This is a genomic window from Pseudogemmobacter hezensis (assembly GCF_013155295.1).
In the GTDB taxonomy this organism is placed as follows: Bacteria; Pseudomonadota; Alphaproteobacteria; order Rhodobacterales; family Rhodobacteraceae; genus Pseudogemmobacter; species Pseudogemmobacter hezensis.
Window position 1 is genome coordinate 100966 of the sequence record NZ_JABJXT010000002.1, and the last position, 22910, is coordinate 123875.

The following is a 22910-nucleotide window of genomic DNA, read 5'->3' on the forward strand; positions in this document are numbered from 1 at the left end:
GCAGCCCCAGAAAACAAAAGAACAGCACTGGTTACACGCATCAGAATTTTCTCTCTGCCGGAGCAATCTTTTTCAGACTGATTCCGCCATCGGCCTCTGCCGTCAGCGGGTCCAGATGGACCGGACGATAGGAGAGCGTAACTTTGTTTCCGTCAACATGCGCCAGGCTGTGCTTGCGCCAGTTCACGTCATCGCGGGTCGGGTGATCTTCATGCGCGTGGGCGCCACGGCTTTCGGTGCGGGCATGCGCCCCATAGATCGTCGCCAGCGCGTTCGGCATCAGGTTGGTCAGTTCCAGCGTTTCCATCAGGTCGCTGTTCCAGATCATCGAGCGGTCGGTGACCTTCAGATCGCCCATCTTGCCAGCGATTTCGGTCATGGCGACCTCACCCTCGGCCAGGGTCTTTTCCGTGCGGAAGACGGCGGCGTCGCGCTGCATGGTTTTCTGCATCTCAAGGCGCAGATCGGCGGTCGGGATCGCGCCCTTCGCGTGGCGCAGATCATCAAACCGCGCCATCGCCTTATCGACGCTGGCTTTGTTGGTGGGCGGCACCGGGGTTTTCGGATCAACCACCTGGCCTGCGCGGATCGCAGCCGCACGGCCAAAGACCACAAGGTCGATCAGCGAGTTCGAGCCGAGACGGTTCGCGCCATGGACCGAGGCACAGCCCGCCTCACCCACAGCCATCAGGCCGGGGAAGATCGCGTCGGGGTTCTCGGGCGTCGGGTTCAGCACCTCACCCCAGTAGTTGGTCGGGATGCCGCCCATATTGTAGTGAACGGTCGGCAGAACCGGGATCGGCTCTTTGTTCAGATCGACACCGGCGAAGATCTTGGCGGATTCGGAAATGCCCGGCAGACGCTCATGCAGGGTGGCGGGCGGCAGGTGGTTCAGGTGCAGGAAGATGTGATCCTTTTCGGCACCGACGCCACGACCCTCACGGATTTCCATCGTCATACAGCGCGAGACATAGTCGCGCGGCGCCAGGTCTTTGTAATGGGGCGCATAGCGCTCCATAAAGCGCTCGCCGTTCGAGTTGGTCAGATAGCCACCCTCGCCGCGCGCGCCCTCGGTGATCAGACAGCCCGAGCCATAGATCCCGGTCGGGTGGAACTGCACGAACTCCATATCCTGCAGCTGCAGGCCTGCGCGGGCAACCATGCCGCCGCCGTCGCCGGTGCAGGTATGGGCCGAGGTTGCCGAGAAATAGGCGCGACCGTAACCGCCGGTCGCCAGCACCACCATCTTGGCGTTGAAGACATGGATGGTGCCGTCATCAAGCTTCCAGCACACCACACCCGTGCAGCGGCCATCGGTGATGATCAGATCAAGTGCGAAATATTCGATATAGAATTCGGCCTGTTCTTTCAGCGAACGACCATAAAGCGTGTGCAGGATCGCGTGGCCGGTGCGGTCAGCGGCAGCACAGGTGCGCTGGACGGGCGGGCCTTCGCCGAATTCGGTCGTGTGACCGCCGAAGGGGCGCTGGTAGATCTTGCCCTCTTCGGTCCTGGAAAACGGCACGCCGTAATGTTCCAGCTCATAGACCGCTGCCGGGGCGGAGCGTGCGAGATATTCCATCGCATCGGTATCGCCCAGCCAGTCTGACCCTTTGACGGTGTCATACATATGCCACTGCCAGTTGTCGGGGCCCATATTGGCCAGGGACGCCGCGATGCCACCCTGGGCCGCCACAGTATGCGAGCGGGTCGGGAAAACCTTGGTCACGCAGGCGGTGTGCAGCCCCTGCTCAGCCATGCCAAGCGTCGCCCGCAGCCCCGCGCCACCGGCGCCGACAACCACGACGTCATATTCATGCGTCTCGTATTGGTATGCAGCCGTCATTTCCGTCTTTCCTTACCGCATCTCTTGCAGGGCCACGCCGGGCGGCCGCCTGCAGGGCAAATCTTACAAAGCGATTTTGACCAGAGCGAACAGCCCCGCCGCGATCAGCGCCCAGGCAAGGCCCGTCACCGCAACCAGCAAGAGCTTGCCCTTCACGCCATGAACATAGTCGATGATCGCCTCTTCGGCCTCTGCTTTGCAGTGCAGCGTCACCACGATCAGCGTCAGACCGCTGATGATCGCGGGCCAGGGGCGCGAGAAATACTCCAGCACGCCCTCATGGCTGCGGCCAAGGCCCAGACCAAAGGTGAAAACGAACAGCGGCACCAGCACAACCAGCAGCGCCGAGCTGATCATCATGCCCCAGTGGTGATGGGTGCCTGCACGGGCCGATCCCAGCCCCTCAGCACTTTTGCGATCGGTGATGAAACGCATATCCTGCCTCCTCAGACCACAAGCACGGTGATGATGGTCAGAATGGTCGCGCCGATGAACATGGACCAGCCCATGATCTCATTGGCTTTGACCTCGATGAAATAGCCCAGATCCCAGATCACATGGCGCAGACGGCCAAGCGCGTGATACCAGATCGCCCAGGCCGCCAGCGTCATCAGCACATCGCCGACGATGCTGGTCAGAATGCCGTTCACGCAGGCAAAAGCCGCAGGCGATGTCACCGCCGAGATCAGCCAGGCCACGATCAGAAACACCGTGCCAAGCGTTGCGATCCCGGTGATACGCACCATGATCGACGAGATCGAGGTCATTTGCGGCCGATAATACGGCCCGATCATGAACGGAGAAAGAGGTCGCTCGACCCGTTTGGGTGCAGACATGGCTTGTCCCTTCGTCGCTGGCTTGCTCCATCCCGGATGCCTCCGGGAAATGGCGACACGATGGAGCGCGCTTCGATATGCCAATTCTCATAGCGCTTTTATCAGCCGAGTCACGGGGGGCAATGCCGCAATTGCAAACTGTTCCCGCTAACCAGGAAAGTTTTTGTACATTTTGTGATCACGATTTTGAATGCCGTGATCACACAGGTGATCACGGGCAATAACCAAGAGTTTTATTCAGAAATTCGCGCATCTTATCTCCACAGCCACGCCGGCGGTTAACGGTGGCATTCGCAGCCGGCCCCCAAACCGCCGCTGATACGCCCAGGAACCGCCCGATTGCTCCGCAATGCTGCAGGTTATGCCCGCTGCCTCGCCGCTCCGCTATCGAGACCCGACCCTGCCCCTCTGGCGCCGCGCCTTCGAGTGGTCTCTTGTCGTCGCAGCCATCTCGATGATCGTCGCAGCGCTCTGGTTCCTTGTGGTGCGCTTTTCGCCTTTCTTCGGCGGGGGCCCGGTGCCAAAGAGCCTCAACGGCCCCCGCTTTAACACCTGGGACCTCGCACTCCCGTTCTGGGGCCTGGGGCTTTATTGGTGGATTGCGGGCGTAATCGTGATGATACGGGCGCCGAAAATACCGCCGACCGGCATCCGGTCATACTATGGGCACCGCAACATCGGGTCAGGCTATGTGGGCCGTATTGCGATATACGTTCTCTTTCTCCCGATGCTTGCGTTCATGCTGTCGGCGGTGTTCGTTTCAACTGCGATTCCGCTCGTGCGGCTCGCCTTCGCCGGCGAGACGATCACGCAATCGCTACGAATCGAAAAGCTGGGTACTGTTTTTGATTACCCAGTCATGAGGCGGAGTCCGACCAGTCGGCCAGCGGTGCGGACCTGTTACACAACCATCCGAATTCTCGCCCCGCTGAAGGAGCCGTCACGGCATTGTATCAAGGGCTCACTCTACTGGTCGCTGGAACCCGGGGACGGGCTCAGCGCGCGCTTTGTCATCCACGGCGAATTTTACCGCATGAAGCTAAGCCGCCTAGCCGCGGCTGAGATGCCGGAAAACCTGACCCTCGCGCCCGCACTGGCCCCTTTCGTCACGCAGGCGCTGCGCTGACTCACACAGGCACAAGCGCCCAATAATCCAGATCCAGCAGCACCTCGGGCAGATATTTCCCATCCTGCCCCTTCAGCGCGAAAGGTGCTGCCCCCTCTTTCACCGCAACCAGCCGCAGTCGCAGCGCGCCCACGCCCGGGGCTGCGGTTTCCGCCCGGTCCAGCACCTCAGACCAGGCCCTGACCGTATCGCCCGCAAAACAGGGATTCGCATGTGCCCCCGCATTCAGCGCCACGATCATCTGCGCATTGGCCAGCCCGTTGAACGACAGCGCCCGCGCCAGTGAAATCACATGGCCGCCATAGATCAGCCGCCGCCCGTCCTCGCGGTTGGTGGCGTCGAAATGCACTTTGGCGGTGTTTTGCCAGAGACGCGTCGCCAGCATATGCTCGGCCTCTTCAATCGTAACGCCGTCGACATGGTCGATCTTCTCGCCCACCGTGTAATCGGCCCAGCGATGCCGCTCGCCCGCCAGATCAAAATCGTATCGGCTGAAATCCAGCCCCTGGGGCACCACCAGCTCGCCTGCAGGCACCACCGGCCGCAGCGGGGGGACGACGGGCGCAGGCGCCGCCACATCGCGCCGCTTTTTCACCATCACCCAGCGAATATAGTCCAGCACCACCCTGTCATGCTGGTTCATCCCCCGCGTGCGCACCCAGACCACGCCGGATTTGCCGTTCGAGTTCTCTTTCAGCCCGATCACCTCAGACTCGGATCGCAGCGTATCGCCAGGCCAGACCGGGGCCAGCCAGCGCCCCTCGGCATAGCCCAGATTGGCCACCGCGTTCAGCGAGACATCGGGCACCGTCTTGCCAAAGACCGTGTGGAAAGCGATCAGATCATCCAGCGGGCTGGCCGCCAGCCCCGAGGCCCGCGCAAATTCATCCGAGGAATAAAGCGCACCACGCGCCGGATAAAGCGCATGATACAGCGCCCGCTCGCCCCCCGACAGCGTGCGCGGCACCGCATGGCGGATCACCTCGCCAATCCGGTAATCCTCAAAAAAACGCCCCGCATTGGTTTTCATCCCAGACCTCCCCCTCTGGGCCGAAAAGGTGCAAATGGCACCCCTTCGGCCTTGCCCAAATATTGCGCCAAGTATCCCGGGAACTTCCTGTGCAGGCGGGGGCTGCCGCCCCTTTTCCCCGGCTTACTGCTCGCCCAGCTTCAGATCGGGCGTGTATTCCCCGGCCACCTCTTTGGTTACCGCCTGGCCGCAGCGCATCACCCCGTTTGAGGCGTCAAAGGCATAGGTCGGCGGGCCATAAAGCTCCCACCCTTTTGCCAGTGCGGCCGAGACCTTGTGGCAAAAGGCCGAAGTGTCATCCTCGCTTAAAAAACGGTAAAGTTTCATTCTTCTCATCCGGCTGCGTGACAGCGGGGCGCGCGATACGCCCCGGCAATCCCGCCATAGACCACCAGAGCGGCCAGAATGGCAATCGCCTGCGGCCTCAGCGCGGCTCTGCCAGGGCCGCAATCGCCGCAGCCTTCTGCAAAAGCCCGCGCGCCGTCACGATATGCAGGTTTTCAACGATGCGCCCGTCAACCACCGCGACCCCGCCGCCCTGGGCCGTCACCTCATCAAAGGCCGCGATCTGACGCCGCGCCAGATCCAGCTCTGCCTCAGAGGGGGCGAAGGCCGCATTGGCGATCTCCAGCTGCGCCGGGTGGATCAGCGTCTTGCCGTCAAAGCCCATATCGCGGCCCTGTTCGCATTCGAAACGCAGCCCCTCGTCATCTTTGAAGGCGTTATAGACCCCGTCGACGATGGTCAGCCCATGCGCCCGCGCCGCCAGCAGGCAAAGCCCCAGCCCCGCCTGCATCGGCAGACGATCGGCGCGGAAACGGCTGCCCAGCTCTTTGGCCAGGTCATTGGTGCCCATCACCATGCCCCGCAGCGCAGGATGGGCGGCAATCGCCCCGGCGTTCAGCATGCCCGCCGCCGTCTCCATCATCGCCCAGAGGTCCGTTCCGGGCGCCAGCTGGGCCACCGCCTCCAGATCGCCGGGCTGGCTGACCTTGGGCACCAGCAGCGCATCGATCCCCGCCCCGGCCCTGATCGCCGCGGCCATGGCCAGCGCATCCTCGCGCCCCCATTCGGTGTCCAGGCCATTGATCCTGACCAGTTTCAGCCGCGGCCCGTAATCGGCGGCCCGCAAAACCTGCGCCAGCAGCGCCCGGGCAGCGGTCTTTTCATCGGGTGCCACCGCATCTTCCAGATCGAAGATGATGGCATCGCAGGCCAGATCCCGCGCCTTTTCCAGCGCCCGCTCACGCGAGCCGGGGATATAGAGAACCGAACGGCAGGGGCGGGTCATGCGCATCTCCTGTGAAAGAATATTGCGCACAGGTTCACCAAATTGGCAGATTCAGCAAGAGCATAAACGCCGCAACGCAGAAACTATTCACCTAAGGCTGATGCGATTGCCGCCATATCCCTGGGGCAAAGCGGCGGAAACACGCCACAGTGATCGCCACCTGTGGAACCCGATCCAGCCCCCCGGCGTTGTTTCCACACTGAGACGCTCAGGATGCAATCACTGACAGGAGATTAAGATGAGCAGCACAGGTGACAAAATCAAAGGCCTCACCAATGAAGCGGTGGGGAATGTGAAACAGGCCGTCGGCAAGGCTGTGGGCAATGACCGCCTGCGCGCCGAAGGGGCCGCGCAAGAGCTGAAAGGCGAGGCGCAACAGGCGCTTGGCAAGGCCAAGGACGCCGTCAAGAACGTGGTCGACAAGACCTGATCACATCGCTGACCACATCGCTGTCCGGGGCCGCTGATAAAGCAGCCACCGCATCGGCAAGGCCACAGTAAGGCCACAGTAAGGCCATAGCTTCGGCAAGCGCAGCTTCAGCAATGTGGTTTCAGAAATACGGGGGGCGCGGGGCATCAGACCTCAGCGCCCCTTTCCTTCGCGGGCCGCTACAAAATGCCGACCAGACCGTCCCGGATCAGCTTGACCGAGATCAGCAGCAAGGACCAGACCACCAGCCGGAAGAAGGTTTTCTCCGGCAGGATCTTAACCAGCTTCACCCCAGCAAAAACTGCCAGAACCGCCGGCAGAATCAGCAGTGCCGACAGTTTCAGATTGCCCGGGTTCAGCTGACCAAGCAGCCCATAGGGCACAAGTTTCACCGCATTGATCACCGCAAAGGCGATGGTCGAAGTGCCCGCAAACACGGCCTTTTCCAGCCGCAGCGGCAGGGTGTAGACCTGATAGGGCGGTGCCCCCGAATGGCTGACAAAGCTGGTGAACCCCGTCACCACGCCCCAAAACAGCCCCGGGCCAGGGCGGGCCTCACGCGGGGGGCCCTCGGCCGGGCGGCGCAGCAAAAGGTTAAGGCTGAAAGCCAGCCCGATCACCCCGATCAGCAGCGTCACCGCCGCCTCGGGCACCACAGAGGCCGTCAGCCCGCCAATGGCGACCCCCAGCACCGCGCCTGGCAAAAGATACAGCAAAACCCGCCGATCCCAGGCGCGCCGATAGGCCCAGAGCCCGAAAATATCCGAGGCCACATAGACCGGCAGCAAGATCCCCGCCGCCAGCACAGGCGAGATTTTCAGCGCCATCACCGGCACCGCCAGAATGCCCAGCGCAGGCAGCCCGCCTTTCGACAGGCCAACCAGAATCGCGGCGATCACCGCCAGCACCCAGAAACTGCTACCGTCCACCGCCGCCCCCTTAGCCGCTGCGACCCGCGGCTTTGCCACCATCGGCTGTTATCGCTAACCCCGGCTATACCTGTGCGGCAGGCGGCGAAAGCAGAAAGAATTTTCGGCATGCAATGGCATACCGCCCCTCAGAGCCGCTGGACAGAGACGCGTTAAGGGGCTACGCCTCCGCCAACCCCAGCAACGGAGATCACTCCCATGGCACGACCCAGGATTGCCCTTATCGGTGCAGGCCAGATTGGCGGCACGCTCGCCCATCTCGTCGCCACCAAGGAACTTGGCGATGTTATCCTGTTCGACATCGCAGAAGGCACCCCTCAGGGCAAAGCGCTCGATCTGGCACAATGTGGCCCGGTTGCAGGCTTTGACGTGGCGCTGAAAGGCGCGAATTCCTACGAGGATATCGCAGGCGCAGATGTCTGCATCGTTACCGCAGGCGTGCCGCGCAAGCCCGGCATGTCGCGCGATGACCTCCTGGGGATCAACCTCAAGGTCATGAAATCGGTCGGCGAAGGCATTGCCAAATACGCCCCGAATGCGTTTGTCATCTGCATCACCAACCCGCTTGACGCGATGGTCTGGGCTTTGCGCGAATTCTCGGGCCTGCCGCATGAGAAAGTCGTCGGCATGGCGGGCGTCCTTGATTCGGCGCGCTTCCGTCACTTCCTCTCGCTTGAGTTCAACGTCTCGATGCGTGACGTTTCGGCCTTCGTGCTGGGCGGCCACGGTGACACGATGGTGCCGCTGACCCGCTACTCGACCGTGGCTGGCATCCCGCTGCCGGATCTGGTTGCAATGGGCTGGACCACGCAGGAGAAACTCGACGCGATCGTGCAGCGCACCCGTGACGGCGGCGCAGAGATCGTAGGCCTGCTGAAAACCGGCTCGGCCTTCTACGCCCCCGCGACCTCGGCGATTGAGATGGCAGAGGCCTACCTCAAAGACCAAAAGCGCGTCCTGCCCGCAGCTGCCTTCGTCAAAGGCGCTTACGGCCTTGACGGTCTCTATGTCGGCGTGCCGACCGTGATCGGTGCCGGTGGCATCGAGAAAGTGGTCGAAATCAAGCTGAACGCAGACGAGCAAGCGATGCTCGACAAGTCGATCGACGCGGTCAAAGGCCTCGTCACCGCCTGCAAAGGCATCGACCCCTCGCTGAACTAAGCCTCGGCCAGACATCACAGGCGCACGCTCCCCCGGGGGGCGTGCGCTTTTCATTGGCGGCGGGCAATGCCAGTATCGCCCCTGACACTCGGGGAACCGCATGACCTGGATCGCAACGGATTACGCCTCGCTGCTCTGGTGGCTCGATATGACGGGCACCTATGTCTTCGGCCTCTCCGGCGGCATGCTGGCGGTGCGCCGCCAGCTGGATCTGTTCGGCGTGATCGTGCTGGCCACCGCTGCCGCCACTGCAGGCGGGGTGATCCGCGACATGGCCATCGGTGACCAGCCAGCGGCGATGCTGCGCGATCCCTCATATCTGCTGGTCACACTGCTTGCGGGCCTGACCGCTTTCTTCTTCCACCGCCTGATCGAATGCGCGTCGAAACCCGTCATGCTGCTCGACGCGCTCGGCCTTGGCACCTTCACCGTCGCGGGCACGCAAAAAGCACTGATCTTCGGTCTGCACCCCGCCGCCGCCTGCGTGATCGGTGTTCTGACTGCGGTCGGCGGCGGGGTGATCCGCGATCTGCTGGTGACCGAGATCCCCCGCGTCCTGCGCGAAGAAATCTACGCCGTCGCCGCGATCATCGGGGCGGGTCTCGTCATCCTCGGCGATCACCTCGGCTGGTCACCGCTGCTCACCACCAGCATCGCCCTTCTCGCCACATTCTTCATCCGCGTCCTCTCGGTCCGCCTCAATCTGCGCATCCCCCGCGCCCCCTGAGCCAACCGAACCTGCAGCACGAGGCCTTGCCCCGCGCCGCCCTTTGCGCCATCTCAGAGAAAACCAAGGAGCCCGCCATGGACTATTCCAAATCCGGCAACCCGAAAAATGCCAAAGACAGCCATCACGCCCTCGACCTGACCCGTCGCGGCGCCCCCAAAGACAAGGCCGCAACCGATAAAAAGGCCGCGCTCCTCGAGCGTATGAAAGCCGCAGCCGAGGCCCGCAAGAAAGACTGACCCCTTTCATCTGTCCTTAAATATCCCGGGGGAGTCTGCCACCGGCAGACGGGGGCAGCGCCCCCCTCTCCCGGCCAGCCCCCCCCCCCCCAGCCAGCCACAGGCCCATCATGTCCGACCTGATCTCAGAGCTGTCATCCCGCCTGACCCGCTACTGTGCCATTGACAGCCAAAGCGATCCGGCCAGCCCCAGCCAGCCCTCAACCGCGATCCAGCTGAACATGGCGCGTCTGTTGCAGGCCGAACTGGCAGAGATCGGCGCATCCGACATCCGCCTGACAGATTACGGCACCGTGCTGGCGACCATTCCCGCCACCGCGCCCGGACCAACCATCGCCTTCCTCGCCCATATGGACACCGCGCCGCAGTTCAACGCGACCGGCGTGAAACCCCGGGTGATCCATGGCTATAATGGCGGCGAGATCACCTTCCCCGACAATCCCGCCCTGGTCCTGTCCCCCGAAACCTCACCCGGCCTCGCCACGCGCCAGGGTCATGACATCGTCACCGCCTCGGGCACCACGCTTCTGGGGGCTGACGACAAGGCAGGCGTGGCGATCATCATGGCCGCCGCCCATCGCCTGATCGCGGACAGGCCCGCCCATCCCGAAATCCGCATCGCCTTCACCCCGGATGAGGAAATCGGCCGCGGCGTCGATCCGCGCCTGCCCAAAGACATCGGCGCCGATTTCGCCTTCACCTTTGACGGCGCCAACCCCGGCGAGATCGAATATGAAAGCTTCTCGGCCGATGGTGCGGTGGTCACCATCAAAGGCGTCTCGATCCATCCCGGCTGGGCCAAAGGCAAGATGGTCAACGCGATCCACCTCGCCGCAAAACTGATCGGTTTCCTACCCCAGGCCACCATGCAGCCCGAGGTCACCGAGGGCCGCGAGGGCTTTATCCATGCCGTCGGCATGAGCGGCGGCTCATCGGAAATGGTGGTCCAGTTCATCCTGCGCGACTTTGAGCTGGACGGTCTTGCCGCCAAAGGCGAGATGCTGACCCGCGCCTGTGAGGCCCTGGCATTGACCGAGCCCCGCGCCGAAATCACCTGCAAAATCACGCCGCAATATCGCAATATGCGCTATTGGCTGGAGCGCGACATGACCCCGGTAAACCTTGCCCGTCAGGCCGCGCAGGATATCGGCCTTGATCCGGTCTCGGTCCCGATCCGGGGCGGCACCGATGGCTCGCGCCTGACCGAACTGGGCCTGCCCTGCCCCAACCTCTTCACCGGCATGCAGGAAATCCACGGGCCGCTTGAATGGGTCAGCCTGCAGGATATGGCGCAGGCGGTTGCCCTGATGCAGGGCATCGCCAGCCGCGCCGTGCGATGACGCTCGCCTCGCCCTATCTGAAACCCGGCTTTTATGCGGATGCGCTGGCACGCGGCAAACACCGCGACATCGTCGGTGGCCGCTGGGAGGAAACTGCCCTGCATCAGATGCAGGTGATCCTGGACGAAGGGCTGGAACGGCACGACCATTTCCTCGATATCGGCTGCGGCTGCCTGCGGCTGGGGCACCGGCTGGTGCCCTGGCTCGACCACGGCCATTACTGGGGCACCGATGCCTCACATGCGCTGATGCTGCATGGCCACGCGCATGAGCTGACGCCCGAGGCCCGCGCCCGCCTGCCCGCAGATCAGCTGCGCGAAGACAGCGAGTTTCGCTTTCCCGGCCTGCCGGCCTCGATCACATTCGCACTGTGCTGGGGGGTATTCACCCATCTTCCCGCCCCCGCGCTGCGCCCGGCGCTGGTCAATATGCGGCAAAGCTTCCCGGCGCTGCGCAAGTTTCTGCTGACGGTTTTTCTGGCCCCCGAGGCCCATGACGGCCCCTTCCGCCAGCGCGACGGCGTGGTCACCCATCCCAATCGCCCGCCCTGGCACCGCGCCCCCTCGGCGGTCGAGGCGGATGCACAGGCCGCCGGATACAATCTGCGCTGGCGTGACGATCTGCTGCCACGCGGCCAGGCGCTGGCGGTTCTTACCCGCCAGGACCCACCTGGATCAGCCGCAATTCTCGCGCCCGGGCAATCGCTGCCGAACGCGAGCTGACCTTCAGCTTCTCATAGAGGTTCTTGCGATGGGTCTTCACCGTCCCATCCGAGGTGCCCAGGTTGCGGGCAATCTCTTTGGTCGAAAGACCCTCGGCGATCAGGCGGATGATCTGGGTCTCTCGCGGGCTAAGCAGCCCCCGCCCGCTGCGCGGTATCGCGGCAAGCAGGGCCTGCACCGCGGGCTCTGGTGCGATCTGATGGGCGGCCAGCAGATCCCCGGCCTGGCGCAGGCGGTTTTGCATCCGCCGTTCATGCCCCAGTTCACGCCCCAGTCGCGGCAGGCGCGGCGCAAGCAGGGCGCAATGCTGCAGCGCGGCCTGCACCGCGCCCAGGTCCCCCGTTTGCAACGCCAGATCAAGGCCGAGGGCGCTTAACTGCAGGTCATTGCGCAGGTCCGCCGCCGCGATGGCCGCGCGGTCGATCTGCTGCAACGCGGCGGCAGCCTCGGGCAGCCGCCCATCAGCCAGCAGCAAGGCAGGCACAAGCAGCCGGGCCATATGGTCGATCTGCGGCGCGGCAGCCATGCCCTGCAACCCCGGGGCCAATGCGTCAAAGCGCTGCCGCGCCAGAACGGTCTGCCCGTCACGCAGCAGGAAATCCACCTCTGCCAGCTGCAGCCCCAGGGCCAGCTGCGGCTGATCGCGCTGCGCCGCCAGGTCATGCCCGCGCGAAATCCAGCGCCCGGCAACGGCATATCCCTTTGACTGGAAATCAATTTCCGCAAGGGCTGTGAAATATTCCAGCCAGTTCCGGCGCCAGCCATGGATGCTTGCCAGATGGGCGTGGCATGGTTCAAGCAAGGCCTGCGCCGCCGCCATCTCGCCCGCCTCAAAGGCACACAGCCCGGCATGGATCTGGCAGGAGATCATCTCATAGCTGTCGGCCTCGGTATGATCCGCCGCCAGCTTTTCGCCCTCGGAAATCGCCAGCCGCGCCTCATCCAGCGCGGCCTGCGCGATCAGCGCCGAGGCCCGGTGCAGGCAGACAAAGATCGCCGCCTTATCGGCGCGGCTGCGCTCTTGCAGCTGCATGGCAAGGCGGCCGATCGCCAGCGCCTCTTCGCATTCGCCCGCATTCAGCGCCATCAGCATGGCAACCGTGCTTTGCGCCATGGCAAGCACCGGATCACGGCTGATCGCATCGCGCAAAGCGGGCTGGAACCCGGCCCGCCAGGCAGGGTCGACCGGGGTATCGGCCGAGATGCGGATCACCGCCGAAAACACCTCAATCCAGCCGCCGATCTGGCGCGCATCCTGGGGGGTCTGAAACCGGGTGAAGCCCTCAGTCATCCGGGCGGCATTGTCGTAATGCACCCGCGCCTCGGCAAAGGCCCCAAGGCGGATGCGCTCATAGATCAAGCCGAAAAAGGTCAGCGGCGCGGTCAGGGCGGTGGTGGCCGAGATCGGCTGCTCCAGCGCCAGATCCGGCCCCGCCGCCAGCGAAACCGCGACCGAGCCCGCCGCATCAACGCGGGCGATCATCTCATCGGGCGACCAGACCGCCAGCCCGTGCCGGATCTCTTCCGAGGCATCGCGGTGCAGGCTGCTCCACTCCACAGCAAAGCGGCGGATCTGCGCGGCGCGGCCCGGATTTTCGAGGTCAAGGCGGTCGCGCAGATGGCGTGCAAAGGCAGGCATCAGGCTGAACCAGCCGGGCCGGGTGCTGCGGGTCAGGAAAAGCCCATCCCCCGCCAGGGCGCGCAACAGATCTGCCGGGGCGACAGCGGGCGGCGCTGTATTGGCCATGCGCTCGCCAGGGCCCGCTGGCAGCGCCTGCAGCACTGTCGCCGGGAAATCGCCAAAGATCGCCAGATCCATCAGCTGCTGCTGCCCGCGCGGGCAAACCGTCGCATCCAGCCAGTCATCGAACCAGCGCGACAGGCTTTGCGGCAGCGCCATCCCCGCCCCCTCGCGGCGCATCAGCGCGAAGGCCCCCGATGGGTCGCGCGACAAAAGCCCCAGCCCCAGCGGCCAGCCCCGGGTGAACTGGCACAAAAGCTGCGCCTCGCGTGAGGGCAGCGCCTGCCCGAACAGCGCCGCCGTCTCATCGGGGCTGAAGGCCAGATCCTGCGCGGTGATCAGGCTGGCGCGGCCCGCGATCCACTCATCGCGCAGGGACTGCGGCAGATGCCCGCTGACGGCGATAGCGATGCGCTGGCGCGGCAGGCGGGCGCGGAGCTGCGCCATCATGCCTGCATCCCAGGGGCCATCACCGCGATTGATCAGCAAGCTGCCCTCACGCGGGGCATCGGCCAGCGCCTCGGGGTGGATCCAGTGGCAGTCCTGGCCCCGCGCGCCCGCATCCCGGGCCAGCGCCAGCAGCGCCATGGATTTCCCGCTGCCCGCAGGCGCGGCCAGCAAAACCAGCGGCACGGCGGCATCGCGCAGTAGCGCCACGACCGCGGGGCGGGGCAGGAAAGGGTTGGCGGCAACTGGCTCGGGGTGCTCTCGCCCTGGGGGCAGATCGGGGGCGGACCCAGGGATCAGCATTGAACAGCCATGGCGCGAAAAATCATTCAGAAAGTGTAAACCCGTCTTTGGTGATTAGACAAAGTTGTATGGCCCGACAAGCTGCGCCCGCGCCTGACCTACCCCTTTTGGCTGAGTGTGCAGCCGCGATGCCGCCAAATAATGCAATCCCCTCATGCCCCTTTCATGCGGGGCCTTGTGGCAACGCGCAGCACTGCGCCTGGGCCCTGGAAGGGAAAAGAATGTCCGTCGAAGAAACCATCACCCAGTCCTGGGGCGAACGTCTGAAGCAATCGGTCGCCGGAATTGCCACCGGGGCGACACTTGTCACCGCGATGGTGGGGGCGCTGTTCTGGAATGAGGGCCGCGCGGTCCAGACCTCACGCTCGCTCAGCGAGGGGGCGGGCCTTGTGGTCGAGCGCCCCGCTGATCAGATCGACCCGGCCTTCAATGGCGGGCTGATCCATGTGGCAGGGCCGACCTCGGCTGCGGCACCGCTGCAGGATCCGGATTTCGGGCTGGAATTCGCGGGTCTTCGTCTTGAGCGCAAGGTCGAGATGTATCAGTGGGTCCAAAGCAGCCGCACCGAGAAAAGCACCGCGACCGGCGGATCGGAAACCCAGGTCACCACCTATAGCTATGCCCCCGACTGGCAAAGCAACTGGCAGGATCCGGCGAATTTCAAAGAGCCTCAGGGCCATAACAATCCGCAAATGGCCTATAGCACCCGCAACAGCCTGGCCGCAGGCGCCCGCGTCGGGGCCTATGGTCTGGAAGATGACGCTATTGCCCAGCTGGGGGGCGCCGTCGCCCAGCGGCTGAGTGAGGACCAGCTTGCCGCCATCCGCGCCCGGCTTGGGGCGGGGGTCCTGGCCCAGCTGCATCAGGGCAGCCTTTATCTGGGCCGCAACCCGGAAATCCCGGCCATCGGCGATTATCGCATCACCTTCAGCATCGTGCCGCTTGAGACGATCTCGGTGATCGGACGCCAGCATGACAGCGGCATCGGCCGCTATCGCACCGACAGCGGCAATGCGCTTTTGATGGTGGAAAAGGGCAACCGTGACGCGAAAGACATGTTCGCCACCGCCCAAAGCGGCAATAGCACCACGACCTGGGGCATCAGGGCTGGCGCTGTGGCCGGGCTGATCCTGGGCTTTTCGCTGATCCTGCGCCCTCTGACGGTGCTGGCCAGCGTGCTGCCTTTCCTGGGCGCGGTCATGGGCTTTGGCACAGGGCTGATTGCCGGGGTGATGGGGCTTAGCCTCGGGCTGGTGGTGATCGCCGTGGCCTGGTTCGCGCATCGCCCGCTGGTCTCGGTGGCGGCGCTGGTGGTGGTGGCCGCTTTGGCCCTGGCGCTGGTCGCGCTTGGCCGCAAACGCCGCGCCACGGGCGCCGCAACCGCCAATTCCTGAACGGAGCGCCCGATGAACCGCTTTCTGATGATCGCCGCCCTCGGCCTTGTCACCACGGCCCATGCGGCCCGCGCCGACAGTGTCGGGGATGATCTTTACGCCATGGGGCGCGACTATTGTGCCCAGTCTTTCGTGCGCGATATCGGCAGTTTCGACGCACAGGAGATGCTGCGCGAGCTGGTCTCGATGCGCTATCCGCAGCGCCAGTTCTGCGACTGCGTCGGCACGGGGTTCCGCAATACCGCCGATGACGAAATGGCCGCCGAGCTGCGTCAGGAGATCAAAGAGGATGGCGAATATGCCATGATGGCCTCGCTGCTGCTGTCTGAGATGTCGGCCTGCATGCCTGCAAATCCTGACGGGCCGGATGCAGATCACGGAATCGGTCCGGGTATAGATCTGGGTCTCAGCGATGATGATCTGAATTTCGACATTGCCGATGACAGCGACGAGAACCTGACCATCGAAGAGGTGCTTGCCGACAATATGCTGACCCCGGATGAGGGCGATATCCACGCCTGTCGTCTGGCACTTGATGGGGACATGCTGCTGCCCGGCTTTGACCCCGATGCAGCCAAAGCCCGCATCAGGGCGACCCGTCAGAAGCTGGATGAGGTCTGCACCTGCGCGGGAACCTATATCGCCTCGCTGGGAGAGCCCTTCCAGCAAGAGGTTGAACAGGCGATGAATCCGGCAACGATCTACGGATCCTCGCTGGCGGCAGGGATCAATTTCTGCATTGATGACTAAGGCCAGCACGCCTGCGCAACAGCGGCCCGCACAGCGCAGGCTGCAGAGCCCCGGGTCGCCGTTGCGCGCCCCGGGGCTTTTCATCTCTGCGCCCCCCCTGCGGCCCCATTCCTGCCCGGGCGGTTGCACCAATACGAATCGCGGCGTCATGCCCATGTTTCCTGATGGTTGCACCAATGTGATCACGGGCGAAATTCTGTGATCACACTTTTTATTCTCGTGATCACAAAGCGCGAATTTTAGCCAATTCCCGCCGAAACAACGCGGATTGAATTGGCCAGCCGGGGCTTTCCATGGCAGAAGGTCGCCAGATCTTCACCGAATACGGGAAACGCCCCCATGAACATCCATGAATATCAGGCCAAGGCGCTGCTTCGCTCTTATGGCATTCCGGTTTCCGATGGGCGCGTCGTGCTCAAAGCCGAGGACGCCAAGACCGCCGCAGGCGAGCTTGATGGCCCGCTCTGGGTGGTGAAGTCGCAGATCCATGCCGGCGGTCGCGGCAAGGGCAAATTCGTCGAGCCTGAGGCCGGCGAAAAAGGCGGCGTGCGCCTGGCGAAATCGGTCGAAGAGGCCGCTGAATTCGCCCGTCAGATGCTGGGCCGCACCCTTGTCACGATCCAGACCAGCCCGGCTGGCAAGCAGGTCAACCGCATCTATATCGAAGATGGTTCGGACATCGAGCGCGAGCTTTATCTTGCGCTGCTGATCGACCGTCAGACCAGCCGCATCTCGATCGTCGCCTCGACCGAGGGCGGCATGGATATCGAAGAGGTCGCGCATTCGACCCCGGAAAAAATCCACACCATCACCGTCGATCCGGCCACGGGCCTGCAGGATTTCCACGGCCGCCGCGTTGCTTTCTCGCTGGGGCTGAAAGGCGCGCAGGTCAAACAGGCCGTCGGCATCGTGAAGAACCTCTATAAGCTCTTCATCGACAAAGACATGGACATGCTTGAGATCAACCCGCTGGTCGTGATGACCGACGGCAATCTGAAGCTGCTTGACGCGAAAATGGGCTTTGACGGCAATGCGATCTACCGCCACGCCGATATCGCCGCGCTGCGCGACGAGACCGAGGAAGACCCGAAAGAGCTGGAAGCCTCGAAGTTCGATCTGAACTACATCGCGCTGGACGGTGAAATCGGCTGCATGGTGAACGGCGCAGGCCTTGCCATGGCGACCATGGACATCATCAAGCTTTACGGCGCAGAGCCTGCGAACTTCCTCGATGTTGGCGGCGGCGCCACCAAAGAGAAAGTGACCGAAGCCTTCAAGATCATCACCTCGGATCCGAACGTCAAAGGCATCCTCGTGAATATCTTCGGCGGCATCATGCGCTGCGACATCATCGCCGAGGGCGTGATTGCAGCCGTGAAAGAAGTCGGCCTGAAGGTTCCGCTGGTGGTCCGGCTGGAAGGCACCAACGTCGATCTGGGCAAAAAGATCATCAATGACAGCGGTCTGAACGTGATCGCCGCCGATGACCTCTCGGATGCGGCGAAAAAGATCGTCGCGGCCGTTAAGGGCTGACAGCCATGGCTCTGCGCTCTCTCTCTGCCGTTCTGGCGCTGGTGCTGCTTGCAGCGCCCGTCAGTGCTGACGAGGCTGCGGGCGCAGAGCAGGCCTCTGCACGTCTGGCCACCGCCAGCGGCGAGGGTCTGCTGCAAGCGGCCTATGCGACCTGTCTTGAGCTGGGCAATAAGGCTGATGCCGCGACCGAGGCTTTCCGCAAGGCAGGCTGGTCGGTCGAGGGGGATGCCGAAACGGGCTTTTACGAAAGCGCGGGGCCGGAAGATCTTTTCGCGCTGACCTGGGCGGATGGCGGTTTTTGCCTGATCCAGTCTGAAACCATCGGTTCTGCCCGTGCGGCAGAGCTGCTGGCCGGGGTGCTGGCAGAGGCAGGGCTAACGGCGGCACCATCGGCCGCTGAGGCAGGGGGCGAATGCCCGACGCTTGCCCTGGCGCAGATCGGCGCGATGGTCGAAGTCACCTCTTCGGGCAATGATCCGGTCTGTGTCTCTTCCGACAATAGTGGCGTAAGTTTCACCTGGGCAACGGAAGAATGACCGCGACCCGCACCCTGTTTCAAGTAAGGAAGCTATTCATGCGCATTAAAGTGACCCTGCCAGCCATTATGCTGCTTTCCGTTCTCGCTGCCTGCGGCGGTGGCTATGGTCCTGAGAATGACCCGGTCCGCGTCTGCCAGGAGCAGGCAGAAATGGCCAAAGCGGGGCGTACCGATGGCCGCCCGATCACCATCACCTGCCCGACCGGCGCAGGACGTGCAGAGGTTCGCAACAGCTATAACGCGAATGCCGACATGTACCGCGCGGGCAATGCCGCGATGATCGCTGTCGGCACCGCGAAGTAATCCCCGCCTCCTGCAGGCTGGGCGAGACAAAGAACATGCGGTGGCCCGGCCTGGCCCGGGTCTCCGTGAGGATAGATCTATTCTGCAAGGAGGCCCGGATGGCCGTTCTGATCAATAAGCATACCAAGGTCATCTGTCAGGGCATCACCGGCTCGCAGGGGACATTCCACACCGAGCAGGCCATTGCCTATGGCACCCAGATGGTCGGCGGCGTGACGCCGGGCAAAGGTGGCAGCAGCCACCTCGGCCTGCCGGTCTTCGACTCGGTGCATGACGCGGTGGAAAAGACCGGCGCTGATGCGACCGTGATCTATGTGCCGCCGCCCTTCGCAGCCGACTCGATCCTTGAGGCGATCGACGCCGAGATCCCGCTGATCGTCGCGATCACCGAGGGTATCCCGGTTCTCGACATGATGAAGGTCAAGCGCGCGCTGATCAACTCGAAGTCGCGCCTGATCGGGCCGAACTGCCCCGGCGTCATGACGCCCTCGCAGTGCAAAATCGGCATCATGCCCGGCAATATCTTCTCGGTCGGCTCGGTGGGCGTTGTTTCGCGCTCGGGCACGCTTACCTATGAAGCGGTGAAGCAAACCACCGATGTCGGCCTTGGCCAGTCCTCGGCTGTCGGGATCGGTGGCGACCCGATCAAAGGGACCGAGCATCTTGACGTTTTGGAAATGTTCCTGGCAGACCCTGAGACGCATTCGATCATCATGATCGGCGAAATCGGCGGCTCTGCCGAAGAGGAGGCTGCGCAATTCCTGGCCGACGAGAAGAAGAAAGGCCGCTGGAAGCCGACCGCTGGCTTCATCGCGGGCCGCACTGCTCCTCCGGGCCGTCGTATGGGCCATGCCGGTGCGATCGTCGCAGGCGGCAAGGGCGATGCGGAATCGAAGATCGAAGCCATGCTGAGCGCAGGCATCGTGGTGGCAGACAGCCCCGCGACCCTGGGCGAGGCTGTGCTGAAAGCAATCAAGGGCTGATCATGCAACCGGCGCAAGCCATAGGGGCCCTGCGATACAGGTCCTGTCTTTCCCCGGTGCGGGCCCTCCGCGCCGTGGAAGCCCGGCTTCCGCCCGCTGCAGTCACACGCTCTGTCAGGATGGTCTGCGCCGCAGATCCCTGCCTGCCGCAAAGCCCCGGCTTTGCGGCGCTTACGCATTTGGCCCTGGCTGCCCCGGCCCGCCAGGCTGCTCCCAACCGTTACGGTCCCAACCCTACCGAGGTCCAGTCATGACCGACCAGTCCCCCACCGCCGCTTTCAATGCCTCGTCCTTTCTTGACGGGGCCAATGCCGATTACGTCGACCAGCTTCAGGCGCGTTATGCGGCCGACCCCAATTCGGTCGATGCCGCCTGGGCCGAGTTCTTCCGTGCGCTTGGCGACAGCGAGCAGGACGCGAAAAAGGCGGCCACTGGCCCGTCCTGGGCCCGCGCTGACTGGCCGCCGCAGCCGGTGGATGATCTGACCGCCGCGCTGACCGGCGAATGGCCGATGCCCCAGGCGAAAGAGGGCAAGGCCGCTGGCGCAAAGATCGCCGCCAAGGCCCAGGATCAGGGCGTCAACCTGACCGAGGCGCAGCTGCAACGCGCGGTGATCGATTCCATCCGGGCGCTGATGATCATCCGCGCCTATCGGATCCGCGGCCACCTGGCGGCAGACCTCGACCCACTGAACATGCGCGATGAGCTGAACCACCCGGAACTGGACCCGGCCTCTTATGGCTTCACCGAGGCCGATCTGGATCGCCCGATCTTCCTTGATAACGTGCTGGGGCTGTCACATGCCTCGATGCGCCAGATCACCGACATTCTGAAGCGCACCTACTGCGGCACTTTCGCGCTGCAATACATGCATATCTCGAACCCCGAGGAATCCGCCTGGCTGAAAGAGCGGATTGAGGGCTACGGCAAAGAGATCGCCTTCACCCGCGAGGGCCGCCGCGCCATCCTGAAAAAGCTGGTCGAGGCAGAGGGTTACGAGAAATTCCTCCATGTGAAATACATGGGCACCAAGCGCTTCGGCCTGGACGGCGGCGAGGCGCTGATCCCCGCGATGGAGCAGATCATCAAGCGCGGCGGCCAGCTGGGCGTGAAGGATATCGTGGTCGGCATGCCGCACCGTGGCCGCCTGAACATCCTGGCGAACGTGATGGGCAAGCCCTACCGCGCGATCTTCAACGAGTTCCAGGGCGGCAGCTTCAAGCCCGAGGATGTCGATGGCTCGGGCGATGTGAAATATCACCTCGGCGCGTCTTCGGATCGCACCTTTGACGGCAATACCGTTCACCTGTCGCTGACCGCGAACCCCTCGCACCTTGAGGCGGTGAACCCGGTCGTGCTGGGCAAGGTTCGCGCCAAGCAGGACCAGCTGAACGATACCGCAGAGCGGGTGGCCGTGCTGCCGATTCTTCTGCATGGTGACGCGGCTTTCGCGGGCCAGGGCGTTGTCGCCGAATGTCTGCAGCTTTCGGGCATTCGCGGCCATCGCACCGGCGGCTGTATCCATATCATCGTGAACAACCAGATCGGCTTTACCACCGCGCCGCATTTCTCGCGCACCTCGCCCTACCCGACCGATATCGCGCTGATGGTCGAGGCGCCGATCTTCCACGTCAACGGTGACGACCCCGAGGCCGTGGTCCACGCCGCCCGCATCGCCACCGAATTCCGCCAGAAGTTCCACAAAGACGTGGTTCTGGACATCTTCTGCTATCGCCGCTTTGGTCACAACGAAGGCGACGAGCCGATGTTCACCAACCCGGCGATGTATAAAAACATCCGCAAACAAAAGACCACGCTGCAGCTTTATACCGAGCGGCTGGTGAAAGACGGCCTCATCCCCGAGGGTGAGATCGAGGATATGAAAGCCGCCTTCCAGGCCCATCTGAATGAGGAATTCGAGGCCGGTAAGGAATATAAGCCCAATAAGGCCGACTGGCTGGACGGGCGCTGGAAATCCATGAGCCGCCCCGGCGCTGACAATTACCAGCGTGGCGAAACCTGGATCAAACCAGAGACCTTCCAGGAAATCGGCACCGCGCTGACCCGCCTGCCCGAGGGCTTTGACGCGCATAAAACCGTCTCGCGCCTGCTGGAAGCCAAGAAGAAGATGTTTGAGACCGGCGAGGGCTTTGACTGGGCCACCGCCGAGGCCCTGGCCTTCGGATCGTTGCAGGTCGAAGGCTTCCCGGTTCGCCTTTCGGGCCAGGACTGCACCCGTGGCACCTTCAGCCAGCGTCACTCCGGCATCGTCGACCAGACGACCGAGGAACGCTACTATCCGCTGAACCACATCCGCGCCGGTCAGGCCCGCTATGAGGTCATCGACTCGATGCTCTCGGAATATGCGGTGCTCGGGTTCGAATATGGCTACTCGCTGTCCGAGCCCAATGCCCTGACGCTCTGGGAAGCGCAGTTCGGCGATTTCGCCAATGGTGCGCAGATCATGTTCGATCAGTTCATCAACTCGGGCGAAAGCAAATGGCTGCGGATGTCGGGCCTTGTGGTTCTCTTGCCGCATGGCTTTGAGGGTCAGGGCCCCGAGCACAGCTCGGCCCGGCTTGAGCGGTTCCTGCAAAACTCGGCTGAAGAAAACTGGATCGTCGCAAACTGCACCACGCCTGCGAACTACTTCCACATCCTGCGTCGCCAGCTGCATCGTGACTTCCGCAAGCCGCTGATCCTGATGACGCCGAAATCGCTGCTGCGTCACCCCATGGCGATCTCGAAGGCTGAGGATTTTACCGACGGTTCCACCTTCCACCGCGTCCTCTGGGATGATGCGCAAAAGGGCAACTCGACGCTGAAGCTGAAATCCGACGACAAGATCCGCCGCGTGGTGATCTCTTCGGGCAAGGTCTATTATGACCTGCTGGCCGAGCGTGACGCCCGTGGCCAGGACGATGTCTATCTGCTGCGGCTGGAACAGATCTATCCGGTCCCGACCGTCGCCCTGCAGATCGAGCTGGCCCGTTTCGCCAATGCCGAATTCGTCTGGTGCCAGGAAGAGCCGAAGAACCAGGGCGCCTGGTCCTTCATCGAGCCGGAACTCGAGCAGCTTCTGACCCGCGTGCGCGGCACGACCACCCGCCCGGTTTACGCGGGCCGTGTGGCTTCGGCCTCGCCTGCAACGGGCCTGGCCTCGCGCCACAAGGCCGAGCAGGCCGCGCTGATCGCCGCCGCTCTGGCTGAATGACATTTGCGCCCCGTGCACAGGATCGCA

Annotated in this window: 22 protein-coding genes; 14 read left to right on the forward strand and 8 right to left on the reverse strand. The window is 63.5% G+C overall.

Annotation, left to right across the window (positions count from 1 at the left end):
• Positions 1-40: 40 nt before the first annotated feature.
• The 3 genes from sdhA to sdhC all read right to left on the reverse strand — a co-directional run bounded on the left by sdhA (position 41) and on the right by sdhC (position 2682).
• Positions 41-1846: a succinate dehydrogenase flavoprotein subunit gene (sdhA, locus tag HOY34_RS02485; protein WP_172359749.1), complete on the reverse strand. Its 1806-nt coding sequence runs from the start codon at positions 1844-1846 to the stop codon at positions 41-43.
• A 63-nt stretch (positions 1847-1909) separates the two neighbouring features.
• Positions 1910-2281: a succinate dehydrogenase, hydrophobic membrane anchor protein gene (sdhD, locus tag HOY34_RS02490; protein ID WP_172359750.1), complete on the reverse strand. Its 372-nt coding sequence runs from the start codon at positions 2279-2281 to the stop codon at positions 1910-1912.
• An 11-nt stretch (positions 2282-2292) separates the two neighbouring features.
• Positions 2293-2682: a succinate dehydrogenase, cytochrome b556 subunit gene (gene sdhC, locus HOY34_RS02495; protein ID WP_172359751.1), complete on the reverse strand. Its 390-nt coding sequence runs from the start codon at positions 2680-2682 to the stop codon at positions 2293-2295.
• Between the two features lie 349 nt (positions 2683-3031).
• Between sdhC and HOY34_RS02500 the strand changes: the two genes are divergently transcribed.
• Entirely contained in the window at positions 3032-3808 is a 777-nt protein-coding gene (locus HOY34_RS02500) for a hypothetical protein (protein WP_172359752.1), read from the forward strand.
• A 1-nt stretch (position 3809) separates the two neighbouring features.
• Here HOY34_RS02500 and HOY34_RS02505 read toward each other — a convergent pair whose 3' ends face one another.
• The 3 genes from HOY34_RS02505 to HOY34_RS02515 all read right to left on the reverse strand — a co-directional run bounded on the left by HOY34_RS02505 (position 3810) and on the right by HOY34_RS02515 (position 6129).
• The gene (locus HOY34_RS02505; protein WP_366926907.1) at positions 3810-4874 is read right to left on the reverse strand and encodes a MaoC family dehydratase; all 1065 of its coding nucleotides are present in this window, start codon (positions 4872-4874) and stop codon (positions 3810-3812) included.
• Positions 4875-4961: 87 nt separating this feature from the next.
• The gene (locus tag HOY34_RS02510) at positions 4962-5165 is read right to left on the reverse strand and encodes a DUF1737 domain-containing protein (protein ID WP_172359754.1); all 204 of its coding nucleotides are present in this window, start codon (positions 5163-5165) and stop codon (positions 4962-4964) included.
• A 97-nt stretch (positions 5166-5262) separates the two neighbouring features.
• A complete protein-coding gene (locus tag HOY34_RS02515; protein ID WP_172359755.1) occupies positions 5263-6129 on the reverse strand; it encodes an HpcH/HpaI aldolase/citrate lyase family protein in 867 nt (288 codons plus the stop codon).
• A 238-nt stretch (positions 6130-6367) separates the two neighbouring features.
• On the opposite strand from HOY34_RS02515, the gene HOY34_RS02520 reads away from it, so the two are divergent.
• On the forward strand, positions 6368-6559 hold the full coding sequence (locus HOY34_RS02520; RefSeq protein ID WP_172359756.1) for a CsbD family protein: 192 nt from the start codon (positions 6368-6370) through the stop codon (positions 6557-6559).
• A gap of 179 nt (positions 6560-6738) precedes the next feature.
• On the opposite strand, the gene HOY34_RS02525 is transcribed toward HOY34_RS02520, so the two are convergent.
• Positions 6739-7488 (reverse strand): sulfite exporter TauE/SafE family protein, encoded by a 750-nt coding sequence (locus tag HOY34_RS02525; RefSeq protein WP_172359757.1) that lies wholly within the window; start codon positions 7486-7488, stop codon positions 6739-6741.
• A 198-nt stretch (positions 7489-7686) separates the two neighbouring features.
• Between HOY34_RS02525 and mdh the strand changes: the two genes are divergently transcribed.
• The 5 genes from mdh to HOY34_RS02550 all read left to right on the forward strand — a co-directional run bounded on the left by mdh (position 7687) and on the right by HOY34_RS02550 (position 11677).
• Positions 7687-8649, forward strand: coding sequence for a malate dehydrogenase (mdh, locus tag HOY34_RS02530; protein WP_172359758.1), 963 nt, complete (start codon positions 7687-7689; stop codon positions 8647-8649).
• A 100-nt stretch (positions 8650-8749) separates the two neighbouring features.
• Entirely contained in the window at positions 8750-9376 is a 627-nt protein-coding gene (locus HOY34_RS02535) for a trimeric intracellular cation channel family protein (RefSeq protein WP_172359759.1), read from the forward strand.
• Positions 9377-9453: 77 nt separating this feature from the next.
• On the forward strand, positions 9454-9615 hold the full coding sequence (locus tag HOY34_RS02540; RefSeq protein WP_172359760.1) for a hypothetical protein: 162 nt from the start codon (positions 9454-9456) through the stop codon (positions 9613-9615).
• Between the two features lie 110 nt (positions 9616-9725).
• Positions 9726-10955 (forward strand): peptidase T, encoded by a 1230-nt coding sequence (gene pepT, locus HOY34_RS02545; RefSeq protein WP_172359761.1) that lies wholly within the window; start codon positions 9726-9728, stop codon positions 10953-10955.
• Positions 10952-11677, forward strand: coding sequence for a class I SAM-dependent methyltransferase (locus tag HOY34_RS02550; protein ID WP_216654617.1), 726 nt, complete (start codon positions 10952-10954; stop codon positions 11675-11677). Before pepT ends, HOY34_RS02550 begins: the two co-directional genes overlap by 4 nt.
• On the opposite strand, the gene HOY34_RS02555 is transcribed toward HOY34_RS02550, so the two are convergent.
• On the reverse strand, positions 11607-14168 hold the full coding sequence (locus tag HOY34_RS02555) for a helix-turn-helix transcriptional regulator (RefSeq protein ID WP_172359762.1): 2562 nt from the start codon (positions 14166-14168) through the stop codon (positions 11607-11609). The genes HOY34_RS02550 and HOY34_RS02555 overlap by 71 nt on opposite strands.
• Before the next feature lie 221 nt (positions 14169-14389).
• Between HOY34_RS02555 and HOY34_RS02560 the strand changes: the two genes are divergently transcribed.
• The 7 genes from HOY34_RS02560 to HOY34_RS02590 all read left to right on the forward strand — a co-directional run bounded on the left by HOY34_RS02560 (position 14390) and on the right by HOY34_RS02590 (position 22883).
• Positions 14390-15562 (forward strand): TMEM43 family protein, encoded by a 1173-nt coding sequence (locus HOY34_RS02560; RefSeq protein WP_172359763.1) that lies wholly within the window; start codon positions 14390-14392, stop codon positions 15560-15562.
• A 12-nt stretch (positions 15563-15574) separates the two neighbouring features.
• Complete coding sequence (locus tag HOY34_RS02565; RefSeq protein WP_172359764.1) at positions 15575-16312, forward strand: hypothetical protein; 738 nt, start codon at positions 15575-15577, stop codon at positions 16310-16312.
• 339 nt (positions 16313-16651) lie between these two features.
• A complete protein-coding gene (gene sucC, locus HOY34_RS02570; RefSeq protein ID WP_172359765.1) occupies positions 16652-17845 on the forward strand; it encodes an ADP-forming succinate--CoA ligase subunit beta in 1194 nt (397 codons plus the stop codon).
• A 5-nt stretch (positions 17846-17850) separates the two neighbouring features.
• Positions 17851-18381 (forward strand): hypothetical protein, encoded by a 531-nt coding sequence (locus HOY34_RS02575; protein ID WP_172359766.1) that lies wholly within the window; start codon positions 17851-17853, stop codon positions 18379-18381.
• A 38-nt stretch (positions 18382-18419) separates the two neighbouring features.
• On the forward strand, positions 18420-18686 hold the full coding sequence (locus HOY34_RS02580) for a hypothetical protein (RefSeq protein WP_172359767.1): 267 nt from the start codon (positions 18420-18422) through the stop codon (positions 18684-18686).
• Positions 18687-18784: 98 nt separating this feature from the next.
• Complete coding sequence (gene sucD / locus HOY34_RS02585; protein ID WP_172359768.1) at positions 18785-19669, forward strand: succinate--CoA ligase subunit alpha; 885 nt, start codon at positions 18785-18787, stop codon at positions 19667-19669.
• A 250-nt stretch (positions 19670-19919) separates the two neighbouring features.
• Entirely contained in the window at positions 19920-22883 is a 2964-nt protein-coding gene (locus HOY34_RS02590; RefSeq protein WP_172359769.1) for a 2-oxoglutarate dehydrogenase E1 component, read from the forward strand.
• Positions 22884-22910 lie beyond the last annotated feature (27 nt).